This is a genomic window from Bremerella sp. TYQ1 (assembly GCF_020150455.1).
Lineage (GTDB): Bacteria > Planctomycetota > Planctomycetia > Pirellulales > Pirellulaceae > Bremerella > Bremerella volcania_A.
In genome coordinates this window covers 5259287-5273233 of sequence record NZ_CP083740.1, presented here as the reverse complement: position 1 = coordinate 5273233, position 13947 = coordinate 5259287, and the positions used below count along the sequence as shown (strand labels likewise).

Annotated in this window: 12 protein-coding genes and 1 tRNA gene; 7 read left to right on the top strand and 6 right to left on the bottom strand. The window is 54.6% G+C overall.

The annotated features are described in order from the left end of the window. Positions 1-55: 55 nt before the first annotated feature. Positions 56-592: an NADH-quinone oxidoreductase subunit I gene (locus LA756_RS21470; protein WP_224436773.1), complete on the bottom strand. Its 537-nt coding sequence runs from the start codon at positions 590-592 to the stop codon at positions 56-58. 506 nt (positions 593-1098) lie between these two features. Between LA756_RS21470 and csrA the strand changes: the two genes are divergently transcribed. From csrA to LA756_RS21435, 7 genes are all read left to right on the top strand, one after another. After that, positions 1099-1311: a carbon storage regulator CsrA gene (gene csrA, locus LA756_RS21465; protein WP_224436772.1), complete on the top strand. Its 213-nt coding sequence runs from the start codon at positions 1099-1101 to the stop codon at positions 1309-1311. A 216-nt stretch (positions 1312-1527) separates the two neighbouring features. Continuing rightward, positions 1528-1600: transfer RNA gene (locus LA756_RS21460), tRNA-Glu, on the top strand. A gap of 209 nt (positions 1601-1809) precedes the next feature. Then, the gene (locus LA756_RS21455; RefSeq protein ID WP_224436771.1) at positions 1810-2856 is read left to right on the top strand and encodes a ferrochelatase; all 1047 of its coding nucleotides are present in this window, start codon (positions 1810-1812) and stop codon (positions 2854-2856) included. A gap of 11 nt (positions 2857-2867) precedes the next feature. Continuing rightward, a complete protein-coding gene (locus LA756_RS21450) occupies positions 2868-3476 on the top strand; it encodes a hypothetical protein (RefSeq protein ID WP_224436770.1) in 609 nt (202 codons plus the stop codon). Between the two features lie 482 nt (positions 3477-3958). Next, positions 3959-4966, top strand: coding sequence for a DUF1559 domain-containing protein (locus LA756_RS21445; RefSeq protein ID WP_224436769.1), 1008 nt, complete (start codon positions 3959-3961; stop codon positions 4964-4966). Positions 4967-5137: 171 nt separating this feature from the next. After that, on the top strand, positions 5138-5566 hold the full coding sequence (locus LA756_RS21440; protein ID WP_224436768.1) for a carboxypeptidase-like regulatory domain-containing protein: 429 nt from the start codon (positions 5138-5140) through the stop codon (positions 5564-5566). A 129-nt stretch (positions 5567-5695) separates the two neighbouring features. Next, the gene (locus LA756_RS21435) at positions 5696-6625 is read left to right on the top strand and encodes a D-alanyl-D-alanine carboxypeptidase family protein (protein WP_224436767.1); all 930 of its coding nucleotides are present in this window, start codon (positions 5696-5698) and stop codon (positions 6623-6625) included. An 88-nt stretch (positions 6626-6713) separates the two neighbouring features. On the opposite strand, the gene LA756_RS21430 is transcribed toward LA756_RS21435, so the two are convergent. The 5 genes from LA756_RS21430 to LA756_RS21410 form a co-directional block, all read right to left on the bottom strand. Further along, positions 6714-8192 (bottom strand): Gfo/Idh/MocA family protein, encoded by a 1479-nt coding sequence (locus LA756_RS21430; protein ID WP_224436766.1) that lies wholly within the window; start codon positions 8190-8192, stop codon positions 6714-6716. A gap of 1091 nt (positions 8193-9283) precedes the next feature. Further along, positions 9284-9790: a PH domain-containing protein gene (locus tag LA756_RS21425; protein ID WP_224436765.1), complete on the bottom strand. Its 507-nt coding sequence runs from the start codon at positions 9788-9790 to the stop codon at positions 9284-9286. A 138-nt stretch (positions 9791-9928) separates the two neighbouring features. Then, positions 9929-10933 carry a flotillin-like protein FloA gene (gene floA, locus LA756_RS21420; protein ID WP_224436764.1) on the bottom strand — a complete coding sequence of 335 codons (1005 nt, stop codon included), beginning with the start codon at positions 10931-10933 and terminating at the stop codon, positions 9929-9931. A gap of 244 nt (positions 10934-11177) precedes the next feature. Further along, complete coding sequence (locus tag LA756_RS21415; protein WP_224436763.1) at positions 11178-12758, bottom strand: aldehyde dehydrogenase (NADP(+)); 1581 nt, start codon at positions 12756-12758, stop codon at positions 11178-11180. A gap of 37 nt (positions 12759-12795) precedes the next feature. Then, entirely contained in the window at positions 12796-13662 is an 867-nt protein-coding gene (locus LA756_RS21410; protein ID WP_224440419.1) for a fumarylacetoacetate hydrolase family protein, read from the bottom strand. Between the last annotated feature and the right edge of the window lie 285 nt (positions 13663-13947).

Below are 13947 nucleotides of genomic sequence, written 5' to 3'. Positions count from 1 at the left end.
GGGAAGGACAATAACTGCGAGCCCTCATTTAAGGCGTCTCGCGCGGTTCGTGCAACTAGCCAGCCTGTTCCGCTGGGCCGCCGTGGACCGGTTTCAAAACGGCTTTCGATTCAGCCACCGCCGTCGGATTCAGCGTCGCACGCCCCCATGCAACGTCGATCGGCAATCTTGAGTAGTCGACCAATGCACCATCGCGGCTGTAGGAACTTAAATCGAGCGTTCCCCCCATGAAAATACAGTCGACCGGGCAAGGCTCGACGCACAAAGCACAGAACATGCACTTGGTGTAGTCGATGGTGAAATGGGTCAGCTTGAACCCTTTCCCATTCTCGACTCGCTCTTTACCGATGTAGATGCAGTCGACAGGGCAGGCCTTCGCACACTGATCGCACCCGATACATGTCGTGACATCGAAGCGATGAAAGCCACGATAGCGGGGGGCCACATGGACAGGGAGCTCCGGATACTCGAAATGCTCGGTAAATGTTTTCCGGCTCGGGTCATACGTCGATTTCCAGACTCGCAGGGTGACCAGCAAGCCTTGAATAACCGTTGCAACCGCACGAACCAGATTTTTCCACCAACTCGTCATGCTATCCTTTCGCATTGGGCAAACGGTGGACGAACGTGACCACGTATCCCCTTAACCAAGCAAGACTTCCCTGTAACGGGCCTTCCTTCAGTATTAGCGATCGATGCCCTTCTGGCAACGTGAAACCAAGTGGCCACATCGTGGGGAATTCTCGCTCAACTCCAGGCACACTAGACAAACCAGGCAGACAAGGCAAATGCTCCGGTTTTTTCGGTACATTCCTCGGCAAGCGCACCAGATTTCATTAAAGTCCGAGATTTGCTTGCTTGACGCGGCTAATTTAGCGCGTAGAGTGAAGTGAGAGTTTCCTCGCGCACAACAGGCTGTTTTGTTGCGCGGATGGAGATTTTCGAGGATGTCGCTGTTATCGGTCGATTTGACTCGAACCTTTTGATTTCTGCTCAAGTCTAACGAAGGCACCAAGAAGGTTCAAGCATTCGACAAGGCAGTGCCGCCAATTTTATGAGAGAGTATTTCCCCCTTGGCGGTTGCGTGGAGAGCATAAGATGCTGGTACTATCGAGGAAGAAAAACGAGAGCATTGTCATCAACAATGACATCACCATTGTGGTTGTTGAAATTCGAGGCGATAAGGTACGCCTGGGGGTAGAAGCCCCGAAGGAAGTACCAGTCCATCGTCGCGAAGTTTACGATGCCATCAAACGTAACGAGAACGAACAATCGTCGGCAGATGCTTCGGCCAATTTGGACTCCGAATAATCGCGGCGGCTTTGTTTTTCGTTTACCCTCCCCTTTGAACTGAATGTTTCGCTTAGATTCGCAAAATTCTTTGCCGCATTCTGCTGCGGTAGCGCGTTTCGAAGTTGTTAAGCGGTTACCGATTCGGTTCTCCCAGTAAGATTTTTTCGTGAGAGTCGGCTTCCCCCACTTGAAGTCCTCTGCACTGCTCGGGTATATTTAAGCCCTTCAACAAACGGCCCCTTCGTCTAGTGGTCTAGGACACCGGCCTTTCACGCCGGTAACACGGGTTCGAGTCCCGTAGGGGTCACTTTGAAAGCCTGTCGCTTCATCAAGCGAGAGGCTTTTTTTATGCCTTGGCGAAACCGAAAACCTCGCTGGCAGACGTCTTCCCCGTTTCGACTTATACCTGCGATAGGCAGTTACTCGCCGCTTTCCTCTCCACGCACGTTGAATCGTCGCTACGATTACGGGTAACCTCGTTTAACTACGAAGCCTAGCCCCCACAGCCAAGCAGCCATGACCGCACAACCCTACGATGCTTTACTTGTCCTCTCGTTTGGTGGCCCTGAGAAGCCGGACGACGTGATTCCGTTCCTGGAAAATGTCCTTCGCGGGCGAAACGTACCGCGGGAACGCATGCTCGAAGTGGCCGAGCATTACTATCACTTCGGCGGCAAAAGTCCGATCAACGATCAAAATCGAGAGCTGATCGATGCCCTGACTGCAGAGCTCAAACAGCACGAAGTCGACCTGCCGATTTATTGGGGTAATCGCAACTGGCACCCCATGCTGGCCGACACCATGAAGCAGATGCATGCCGATGGCCATCGCAACGTGCTGGTGTTTGTTACGTCGATCTTCAGTTCCTACTCTGGCTGCCGGCAATATCGCGAAGACATTATGAAAGCCCAAGCCGAACTAGGACTGGAAGAGTCGATGACGTTCGGCAAGATCCGCACGTTCTACAATCACCCCGACTTTATCAGCACGATGGTCGACCGAGTAAACGACGCCCTTGCCGAGCTTCCCGCGGAAGGATCCGACGAACGCCTGATCCTGTACACAGCCCACAGCATTCCCAACGCGATGGCTGAAACTTGTGCCTACGAACGTCAACTGACAGAAAGCTCGCGGCTGATTTCCGAAGCGGTTGGGATCGAAAACTGGTCGCTCGTTTATCAAAGCCGTAGCGGCCCGCCGCAGCAGCCTTGGCTGGAACCGGACGTGTGCGATGTCATTCAGGAAGTGTCCGACAAGAAATCGGCGAAGCAAATCGTGCTGGTGCCGGTCGGTTTTGTTTCCGATCATATGGAAGTGATTTACGATCTGGATGACGAAGCGGCAACGCTTGCCAAGGAACTGGGCCTGCCGATGTCGCGAGCCAAGACGGCCGGCATCCACCCGCAGTTCATCACCATGATTCGTAAGCTGATCGAAGAACGCCTCGGCCGCACGGTCGACAAAGAAGCGATCGGCAAGTTTGGCCCGTCGCACGACGTTTGCCCGGTCGATTGCTGTAAATATCAACCACGCCGGCCTGGCCCACCGCAACCAGCTAAATAGTAGACCGCGTGATGCCTCGGATTTTGATTACCGCCTTCGAGCCCTTTCTCGACTATCCCACCAATGCCTCGATGCAAATCTTGCAGCATTGGCAGGAAGATCGACCTGGCACCGAGCGGTCCGAGATAGTTACAGAAATTCTTCCGGTCAACTACCAGCAAACCGAACCGCAATTGGCTCAGTTGCATACGGCCCCGTTCGACTTCGCGCTTCACTTGGGCCAATCGCATCAGTGCGACCGATTTCACCTTGAAATGGTCGCACTGAATTTGAAGCACGATCACGAAACCGCCGTGAGCCCGCTCAGCGAATCAGGCCCAGTCGCTTTCACGACAACCCTTCCGCTGACTGCGTGGTGCGAAGATCTGAACGCGCATGATTTGCCCTCCCGTCTCAGCTTTCATGCCGGCACCTATCTCTGCAATGCGACCTATTACTGGTCGAGCGAAACCTATCTTCGCCGGGGCCAAATTGATCGCAGTTTGTTTGTCCACGTTCCTCTGATCGACATGAATAGCGAAGACGCTCAGCTACAGATTCGCCGCGGTTCGCGGATGCTTTCTCGCTTGGTGCAACTGATCGAATCGCACCTGGAATCGGATGCTTCGCCACTCGCGTAACGGCGGAAACGAAAGCCACAACATCAATCGCTCGGCACGCCCCTCCACGAAGGTGCTCTGCCCAAAAACAGTGCGAAAAGCGGCCCACGATCGGCAAACCATTCCCCTCCGCGTAACGGGTAATCGCCCTTTCACGCGGAAATCTGGCCAGCATCGGCCCATCGATCGACGCAGGGGAAGAACCTCCGACTATCCCCTTGGCTTACTGCGTACGTTTCAGGCAAGCTCTCTTTCGGTTCTCAGTCAGAACGGAATGCCAGAAAGAATTTCTTTTTTCATTAGGAGGAAATACCAGGCCTTGCTACCATGCGAGTGGCTCCCAACTTTCGGCAAGTCTTTCCCAGTGCAAAAGCTTGTCCGATCCCTGCCCGAATCGGCATGTCATTTGTGTTAATTAAAAATGACAAACGTGCCTCCCTCCTCATGCACTGCCTCGCCATCCAATCGCCTCCTTATTTTTTCTTCCAAGGGATGAACGACCTATGCCACGTCCATCAATCCAGCGATCTGCTTTTACCCTCGTCGAACTGCTGGTGGTCATCGCCATCATTGGCGTTCTGATCGCTTTGCTGCTTCCCGCTGTGCAACAAGCCCGTGAAGCCGCTCGACGCCTGCAATGCACCAACAACCAAAAGCAAATCGGTCTCGCGGTTCACAACTACCACGACACCTTCCTGAAACTTCCCATCAATGGCATCCCGCAAAGCAGTTCTACGTCGCTTTATCGCGGCCCTTCGTGGCTGGCCCGATTGTTGCCGTTCATCGAACAGGGCAACGGCTACGATCAATTGGTCTACGAAGGAGACTTCACCATGCAGGACGGTAGCTACCCTGCCGCCCACATCCTGAACGAACTTCGCGTGCCGATCTACAACTGCCCATCGAGCCCGCTCCCGCAAACCGAAACGCAAAACAACGGTCCCAGCGGTGACGAAGTCGAACTGCAAGTCACCAACTATGTCGGCATCACCGGTTCTTACTGGCGTGGGGGAACGATCGGCAACACCGGCGACGAATCGACCGCACCATACGACGAAAATTACGCCGGCCGAACCGTCTATAACGGCATGATCTCGACGCTGACCGATCAAAGCGATGCCATCGGCCTGCAAGCCGCCATCGACGGTACGAGCAACACGATGATGCTCAGCGAACAAAGCGATTACTTCTACGACGCCAGCGGCAACAAAGTCGATCGCCGCAGCGCCGGTTACTACGGCAAGACATGGGCTTGCGGCGTCGGTGCTTACAACGGGGCCGGCGATTGGACACAAACGGTAACCACCATTCGTTACCCCATCGCCACCGAAGGGGGTGCCGGCAATCAGGCCGAATATCAAACCAACATCGCACTCACTTCCGCTCACCCAGGCGGCGTACTGCTGACGCTGGGAGATGGCTCGGTTCGCTTCCTGGCCGAAACCGCCAACTTCTCGATCCTGACCGCATTGGCTGACCGCCAAGATGGCGCGGTCATGGAGAAGTTTTAATCACCTGACATCATCGGTCTGAAAACCGAACGCAATCCTTTCCCCGCCGAGCCGCTTCACGTGTGATCACGTGGCTCGCGGGGAATCGGACGTCCCCCCTTCTCGACATCCTACATTTCGGCCAGCGAAATCAATTCCTCCGCGAACCGAAATCGGCACAGGGCACAAACCATGAAATCTACCCACGGTCGCACTACGGCCTTCCTGCTGACCCTTCTGCTCAGCATCTCGGTAATTGGCTGCTCCAGCGGCGACGACGGCAACTTGGGCTCCGTCAGCGGCACCGTCACACTGGACGGCAAGCCTTACCCGGGCGCAGTTGTCACGTTCACCCCCAGCAACAACCAAGGCCGCCCATCAAAAGGCCTGACCGACGAAAGCGGTCAGTACGAATTGATCTACATCCGCACCACTCGTGGAGCTGAAAAAGGGGACCACCGCGTCCGAATCACGACGCTTCCTCCCTCTGGACCACCCGAGGTGGTCTCGAAGATCAAGTTCAAAGAAACGGTCCCCAAGAAGTACAACACACGCTCGGAACTGACCGCCACCGTCGAATCTGGTAGCAACGAAATCAACTTCGAGCTCGACTCGAAGTAAAGCTGCTCAGCCCATTTCACTTCCCCTCTCACTCGGCGTCTCGACGCGCGATTGGAGTTCCGCTTCTTGAACAGCGGCCATTCTCCACCAATCCAAGCGACGAGCCGATTCAGCAAAAGATAACGTAAGATGACCCACCACTTCGCATTGCCGTTGGCATTGATCACGTTCACCGTACTGCTGGGCGGCACCCAAGTAGCAGCCGCTAGTCCGGAAACACCTAGCACTCAAAAAACGATCGATCCGCTCGATGGGCCTCCGTTTGTGACTTGTAAAGCTTGGGCCATTGCCGACGCAAGCACCGGCCAAATTACCGCAGGCGACCACCAGGACGAACCGCGAAATCCGGCCAGCATCACCAAGATTATGACGGCACTTGTTGTCATGCGAATTGCCGAGCAGTCGCCAGAAGTCTGGAACGAGACGATCACGTTCTCCGAGAAAGCAGACAAAACTTCAGGCTCAACGTCTGGACTGAACGCCGGCGAAAAAGTCTCCGTCACCGAGCTTCTCTACGGCTTGCTGCTTCCCTCCGGAAACGACGCTTCCGTAGCACTCGCCGAACACTTCGGGAAAAAGCTGACCCAAGAGAAGGAATCGAGTTACGACGCATTCATCCGCACGATGTGCGAAACGGCCAAAGACCTGGGGATGACACAAACCAGCTATCGCAACCCGCATGGTTTGACCGCGGAAGGCCATCTCACCACCGCCTCCGACATGATCAAGCTCGCTCGCGAGGCGATGAAGTACGAGAAGTTCCGAGAAATTGTCAGCACGGCTCGCCACAGTACCACCGTCAAAACGCCTGAAGGTGGCGAGCGGGAAGTCGAGTGGAAGAACAGTAACAAGCTGCTCGCTCACGCAGGCTACCTCGGCATGAAAACCGGCACCACCAGGGCCGCCGGCGCCTGCCTGGTTTCATGTGCCGAACGAGACGGCCAACAGCTGATCATGGTCGTTCTGGGCTCGACCAGCAGCGACGCCCGCTATGTCGACACACGCAATCTGTACCGCTGGATCTGGAACGAACGCACCCAAGCGACCAGCGTCCAATAAACACACTGCTGGCCCTTTGGTCCGCCAGTTCAACTACCTCGAACGGAAGGTATACCTGTGCCATGCTGCTGGCATGGCACGGGAATAGTTACACCGATTCCGGCACCACGAATGGGCTTCGGTCTTCGCGGCGAAGCAGTCCGTTCGCGGCCGTTAGGTTGTCGCCGGCGGTGAACTGTTCCTTGGCGTTGTCAAACGTGAGCGTCGGTCCCATTCGCCATGGCGTCTTCTTGGTATCGACTTCCCACAACTGAAGCTGCTTCGAGAAACGATCGTACACCTCCGCCGCCAAAGCGTTATCGCTCAGACGCTCGGCGATCTCTTTGTCTGGCGTCTCCTGGCCAGTTCGAACCGCAATCCCTGCCAAGTGGGACATGCAGGAAGAGTAATAGCCACTCTCGATCGGCGATCGCAGACTTCCGGGGTCGTTTGTGCGAATCGCATCCACGAAATTTTGCTGATGCCCCATTCCGGAGTCGCCTTTGATCTCTTCGAGCTTTTGCCCACGCTTGTCGTAGAAAGCACCGCCCCCGCGACCGCCTCGATACGAGCCGTTTTCACAAGTGACGTGAATGCCGACGAAAGGACCATAGCGGAACCGACCGACTCCGTGATTTTCTTTCTGATAGAGATTGCGAACTTCGAAGATGACCGGAATCCCATCTCCATAGTCGAAGACGGAACATTGCATGTTCGGCGTATTACCGGCATCGTCCCAGCCAAAGCGGCCCCCGAAACTCATCACCTTCGCAGGATGCGTCGGATCGCCAAGGGCCCAGCGGATCAAGTCGAGTTCATGGGGACCTTGGTTTCCCATGTCGCCATTGCCGGTGTTGAAATCCCAGTGCCAGTCATAATGAAACTTCGGACGCATGATCGCTTGATCCGCGGCAGGGCCAAGCCACAAGTTGTAATCAACACTTTTCGGTGGCGTGAGAGGCGTTTCCAACTTGCCGATACTGTTTCGCCCACGATAGCAAAGTCCGCGTATTTGCTGGATCGCTCCGAACTTGCCGGAGTGAATCATCGGTATCGCCTTCATCAGTCCGGTGTCAGAGCGGTTCTGAAATCCGGCGGCAACAATCCGATCGTATTTGTGCATCGCCTCGACCATCTTGCGGCCTTCCCACATCGAGTGGCAAACCGGCTTCTCGCAATAGACATGCTTGCCGGCCTGGCAAGCTTCGATCGCCATTAACGAATGCCAATGATTGGGTGCGGCGATGGCCACCGCGTCGATGTCGTCCCGCTCCAGAATTTTGCGGTAGTCGGTGACCGTATCGACTTTGTCCTTGCCTGACTTGTTGAGCTTCTCGGCCTGCTCGCCAACGCGCGACTCGTCGGCGTCGCACACCGCAACAATTTTAACTCCGCTGGCTTTCGAGAACGCATCGATAAGCTGACCACCTCGCCATCCGGTCCCAATCACACCGAGCCGAACGACGTCGCTTCCCCCCTTCGAATCACCAAAAGCCGGAGCCACCCCAAGCCCCCAGCAAGCCGCGGCAGCAACAGAACCCTTTATAAGATCGCGGCGGTCGAATCGTTGATTTGATTTTTGAGCCATGCTAACCGAATGCCTGCGTGCAAGAGGAATGAGAATCGCCAACGGCCTGTCGACGCCTTTTAATTGCCAATTGTGCAATTAATTCACTTTACAACAGACATCAGCCCACAATCAACTTTTTAGCACCGCCCTTGCGCTGGATGAGCTACGTCATCAAGTTCGCCGACGAAGCGAGGTCGGTGCTATTAATCATCTGGGATGTAGAGAACCTAGTCATCGTTGCCGAATAGCCCACACCGCCCCCCTTTTCGGATATCCGCAATCCACCCGACACCGCGAACTTCTTGTGCCTTCAAGGTTTTGCATCTACAAGATATTGATATAATCGATGCAGACGAGCAATTCGAAACCCGCGAACATCCTATCTGGCCCCAGAAGTCCAATAATATTTGAGACTGTGAATTAGCGCTGGAAGTCCTAGCAGGGTCTAGTAGTTCGACAGAATTTGAACATCGCGATACGTGGTGCTCATTGGCGTTCGAGTACGCCTTAAGGAATAACTATGGAAATGGTCAAGAGGACCGAGCCATTGGAATGGCATCGATCAATTTATTCAGTAGAAAAAATAAACGCGAGTCGTAGAGTGCGCTAACACTCCGCGATCTCGCGTTTTTTTATGTCCCAAGCCAAAGGAGTCAGCAAAGGGACGGTCCGGTGCATAACACACGGTTTGACAGCTAAGTGTTCTGTGCCGGACTAAATAGAGACTCTAGGTCTCCAAACGGATGTGCCGTGCAAATTTAGTCCAGCATAAAGGAAGAACTTATGCAACTCGGAAGAAAGGTAGTCTTTGTGCGTTCTTACCTACGGGTACGGGACGGAAGACTTGAGCATGTATGCTCGCATTTCCGAAGTTGGCCAGGAACAAAGTTTCTGACTAACTAAGCGATGTTCGCAGTAGCCCGTGGTTGCTCATGGGCTACTGCCTTTCTTCATCATATGACATTAGGTCTTTATTGTTAATCTATCGACTATCGTTCTATCAAGATTGATTCCAATTTTTTCCAACTGTGGCAGTCGTGCGGTTTTGACATCCGGTCGTTTTGGTTGCCCATAGTGAATATGTATCAAGGAAATCAACAGTTGTTTATCTACTTGGCTTCTGCTTGCCGGGCGTGGATTTCTTGGAAGCCTCGGTAGTTCATCGCTGCTTTTTGACAGGCAGAGCGGAAGACTTCGGGGTAGGGGACGCCGGGCAGGGTGAATGCTTCTTCTTCGCCGCGAAGGAACACCAAGTCGGCCGAGCGGAACCAGGCCTGGCCGGGCTGCTGGCGGATTTCGATTTGGTCGAACGCATCGAGAGCAATCTGCCGCTCCATGGTGCCTTGGATGCCTCGTTCGACATTCACGTGCCGATTGGTAATGCGATAACGCGTGCCAACGACCGGAAGGGCATTCCACAAATAAAGCGGCACGGCAATGGGAATCGAAAGCAGGACCAGCAGATTGCCGATCGTAAAAATCGAGAAGCCGGTTTTGTTTTCGTAGAGACGCCCGAGCATTTGCCCGGTACGACTCGCCGACACCGATGGCCAGACAATTTGCAGGGTCGACTCTTGTTGGGAACTGAGAGTGAGCCCGGGAATGGCTTGTTTCATGTTCGTTATGCTTGACGCTCGTTCTTATGCTGAAAGCCACAGACCGCGAGCGATACGGAATTGTCCGTTGGGATATGCCAAATTGTCTTCGGCGCCGCTTGCCCACGCAGACGTGAGCATGGCACCGGTGAAACTCGTCTAGCCGGCTTGGCCGTTTTCGCCCTGGGTGTGCATCGCTCCGCTACGGAACGCTTCGGCCATTGCCTTGGGAACTTCTGCTTCGGCGAAGACCAGCTTGGCCCGATTCATGGCAACTTTGGCTTTGTTTTCCTGCTCAGAAGCGATTGCCTCGGCACGACGTTGCTCTGCTTTAGCGCGTGCGACGCGGGTATCTGCTTCCGCTTGATCGTTCTGCAGACGAGCCCCGACGTTTTCGCCAACGTCGATATCGGCAATGTCGATCGAGACGATTTCATACGCCGTATGAGCGTCCAATCCGCGAGCGAGCACGGCCCGGGTAATCACGTCGGGGTTTTCCAGCACATGCGTATGATGCTCGGAAGAACCGATGGCGGAGATAATGCTTTCCCCGACACGCGCGATGACCGTTTCTTCCGTTGCTCCGCCGATCAGTTGTTCCAGCGAAGTCCGTACAGTAACTTTGGCCCGCACGCGAAGCTCGACACCATTCTTGGCGATCGCGCTGAGCGTGTTCTTGCCGCTACGGCGAGGATCGGGACATTCGATCACTTTCGGCAAGACGCTCGTCTTCACCGCATCGACGACATCGCGGCCGGCCAGGTCAATTGCCGCTGCACGATCAAAGTCCAAATCGATCCCGGCTCGCTGCGCGGCGATGATCGCATGAATCACATGCATCACGTTCCCGCCAGCCAGGTAATGGGCTTCGAGCCGCTTGGTACTGATGCCTCTGGTCCGATCGATATCGAGGCCAGACTGCTTGGCCATGACTTTGGCTTTGACCATCAAGCGGCTGTTCACCTGACGCAGGCTCATGCCGACCAGGCTCCAAAGCGAAACGTCAGCGCTGGACATATAGGCTTGGAACCAAAGCTGCCCATAGTTCAACAGAACAATGATCACGACGATGCCGAAGACAACGAGCATGAACGTCGCGAGGGCATAGACGTACCACATGGTTCCGCCATCCCCTTGGGCAAACATCAGCAATGCGTCAATCATGAGTGGACTTCTCGGTTGGTGCGTGTCGCATGAAGAGGCTTGGGTGAATTCACTGCCCGCATCATATCCGATTGGATAACAAGACTCCAGCAATCGCCGGGGAGGGAGGAGGAGAAAAACAGAGCGCCCACTCGTCCCATTTTCCGCCGCGGCGACCGCGATTTCATCATTTTACCGGAACGTGCGCACAGTCTACAAGAAGTATTTCCGACCTCTTGAACAACCGTACGCACAAATGGGCGAATCAGACGCTTTTTTGCGTCCATTCTCCATCAATAAACCGCCACGTTTTGCCGGTCGGATTCTCGTCTTGAAGGACGCGTGGCAGTCGGTGAGCGCGGACATTGTCGTAACAATAAAGCGCCGCAAATCGATGAATCGAAGCCGGAATCCCCACCGCGGTAAAACCAGGATGCCCCGTCGCAGGGAACGGTCCGCCATGGTTCATCGCCGCCGAAACGGCAACCCCCGTGGGCATTTTATCGTCGATCAAACGCCCCACTTTTGGTCGCAAATGATGAGCAACTTGATCGTAGGCCGGATCGTCTGCTCCTTGCGTTTCGGAGTAAATCGTGCCGGTCAAATTGCCTTCCAGCGAGTCAATGACACTGCAAACTTCGGCCAGGTTTTTGGCCTTCACGATGAGCGAAGAATTACCGAACGCTTCGGTCTGAAAGGCTTCCGTATTGGAGAGAAACTTCTCAGCGGTTACCGATAAAAGCGTGTTCGGGCAAGTGTATCCGGACGACGATCCTTCGCCACTTCCACTTGCTTCGACATCCGCGCCAGCATCGATAAGCACTTTCAAATTTTGCGTCAGTCCAGCTTCAACGCCCTTGGTCAAAAGGGTGCCACTTGGTGCGGAAGCGAAGCCTGATTTAACGGTCTCGATGAACTTGCCGGAGTGCTCATCTTCTAGCAGGATGACCAGCCCGGGGTTCGTACAGAACTGTCCGGCCGCCATCAAACAGCTTGTTTGAAATTCGCCTGCTAAAGCATCGCCACGTTCTGCGAGTGCGCCTGGCAAAATGACAACCGGATTTACACTCGACATCTCGAGATAGATCGGCTTGCCAACTTGGTCGGCGGCTTCCTTCAGCTTGAGGCCCGCCGTTTTACTTCCGGTGAAACCGACCGCACCTAAGCGTGGATCGGCCACCAATCGCAAGCCATCTTCGTTCGCCATGTGAAAGACCAGCTGAACGGCAGCCGGCGGCAATCCACTTTCATCCGCCGCTTGATGAGCCAGCTTGGCCAACTCACGCGTTGTGCCTGGCTGAGCAGGATTGGCTTTGATAATGACCGGATTTCCAGCCGCAACGGCTGCGGCGAAGTCCCCTCCGGACGCTCCATTGAAAGCGAGCGGAAAGTTATTCGGACCGAAGACAGCAACCGGCCCCAGCCCTGAAAAACAGGAGCGAATTCCCGTCTTCGTATCAATCGTTGCGGCACGCCAGGTTCCTTCGACGGCAGCACTCGCGGCGAGACGCAGTTGATTGATCGTCCGTGGCATCTCGACATCAAGCAATCGCGGCGAGACCGGCAACCCACTTTCTTTGTTGGCCAGTTCGCACAACGCCTGCTTGTTTTCGTCCAATAGCTCGGCGAAACGATTGAGAAACAATTCCACCTTCTCGACCGCCATGCGGCGCATTTCCGTGTAGGCCACAGCCGCTGCTTCCAAGGCTTCGTCGATGTCTTCCCAACTGCTGACAGGGTACTGCTCCGGCAGTGCTTCCTTCAGCGCGGGGTTCTCTGCCTGGAACGTTTCGGTATGCTTCGCGTCGCGCCATTTACCGCCGATGAGAACCTGTTCAGCCGCCATGAATCCGATAACCTTTCCCGATACAAAATGGCCTGACTTAACCCTGAACGATTTCGCTAGTCAGGGTGCCAATGCCAGAGATTTGAATGCTCACGATGTCTTGCGGCTGCAGCGTGAAGTCGTTGTCAGGCACAATTCCAGTTCCTGTCAACAGAAACGCGCCACGTGGAAAGTGCTGATCCCGGAAGAGATATTCCACGAGACCTTCCAACGATCGAGCCAATTGATCGAGGCTCGTTGCGCCCTGAAACACTTCGCTGCCAGACCGAGTAATGCTGAGCTGCACTTCGATCTTGCCGAGTTCGGAATACTCTTTCCAATACTCGGAAGCCAGTACCACCCATGGTCCTAATCCGCAGCATTGGTCATAAACTTTTGCCTGCGGAAGATAAAGGGGGTTCTCTCCTTCGATGTCGCGACTGCTCATGTCGTTACCGATCGTGACACCGACGATTTGCCCGCGAGAATTCAGGGCCAAAGCGAATTCCGGTTCCGGAACATTCCACTTGGAATCTTTGCGAATTCGCAGCGTTTGTCCGGTACCTGTTACACGATGTGGTGTCGCTTTGAAGAACAATTCAGGACGATCCGAAACATAAACACGATCGTAACAGTCGGCCGCCGCTTCGGACTCTTCCATGCGTGCCGTTTGACTTCGCTTGTAAGTCACCCCAGCTGCCCAGACTTCCTGCTGATCGATCGGCGGCAGCAGGACAACTTTGTCCAACGGTACGGAATCCTGCGCACTTTGAAGTAACTGCTCGACCTTTTGCACAGGATCGTCCGCATCCAGGATCGTGAATAAGTCGTTCACCTCTTGGTTTGAAAACTGAACGACTTCGTTTTCCCGAATCAAACCAACCGCCGGACTTCCGTGGGTACCGATAAACTTAGCGAGGCGCATAGCCATTTTTCTTTCGATGAATGGGGACGAATTCTTTCGACGTATTCTACCCTTCCGCAGAGCCCCGTGCAGGCACAGACTTTCCTGCGAAGCGTTGCCCCGGAAATAGGCATCCCAGGCGCGCATGCGAAGCAGTAAGCATGAAGAATTAGGACAATCGCGGTCACAAAATCACCGCCCGCGGTATCTAACTCTCGGTACAGTCAGTGCCTACGACATGTGGCCAAAGTATGACCACCTAAGGGTTTAAGAGGTGCGGCATGCTGTTTGCTTCCCATTTTTCCG

Bases quoted from the DNA above. Each gene is read 5' to 3' on its own strand.
- LA756_RS21415 (WP_224436763.1), bottom strand. From the start codon at position 12,758: ATGGCGGCTGAACAGGTTCTCATCGGCGGTAAATGGCGCGACGCGAAG.
- LA756_RS21450 (WP_224436770.1), top strand. From the start codon at position 2,868: ATGCCTCGGATTTTGATTACCGCCTTCGAGCCCTTTCTCGACTATCCC.
- LA756_RS21470 (WP_224436773.1), bottom strand. From the start codon at position 592: ATGACGAGTTGGTGGAAAAATCTGGTTCGTGCGGTTGCAACGGTTATT.
- LA756_RS21410 (WP_224440419.1), bottom strand. From the start codon at position 13,662: ATGCGCCTCGCTAAGTTTATCGGTACCCACGGAAGTCCGGCGGTTGGT.
- floA (WP_224436764.1), bottom strand. From the start codon at position 10,933: ATGATTGACGCATTGCTGATGTTTGCCCAAGGGGATGGCGGAACCATG.
- LA756_RS21435 (WP_224436767.1), top strand. From the start codon at position 5,696: ATGACCCACCACTTCGCATTGCCGTTGGCATTGATCACGTTCACCGTA.
- csrA (WP_224436772.1), top strand. From the start codon at position 1,099: ATGCTGGTACTATCGAGGAAGAAAAACGAGAGCATTGTCATCAACAAT.
- LA756_RS21430 (WP_224436766.1), bottom strand. From the start codon at position 8,192: ATGGCTCAAAAATCAAATCAACGATTCGACCGCCGCGATCTTATAAAG.
- LA756_RS21445 (WP_224436769.1), top strand. From the start codon at position 3,959: ATGCCACGTCCATCAATCCAGCGATCTGCTTTTACCCTCGTCGAACTG.
- LA756_RS21440 (WP_224436768.1), top strand. From the start codon at position 5,138: ATGAAATCTACCCACGGTCGCACTACGGCCTTCCTGCTGACCCTTCTG.
- LA756_RS21425 (WP_224436765.1), bottom strand. From the start codon at position 9,790: ATGAAACAAGCCATTCCCGGGCTCACTCTCAGTTCCCAACAAGAGTCG.
- LA756_RS21455 (WP_224436771.1), top strand. From the start codon at position 1,810: ATGACCGCACAACCCTACGATGCTTTACTTGTCCTCTCGTTTGGTGGC.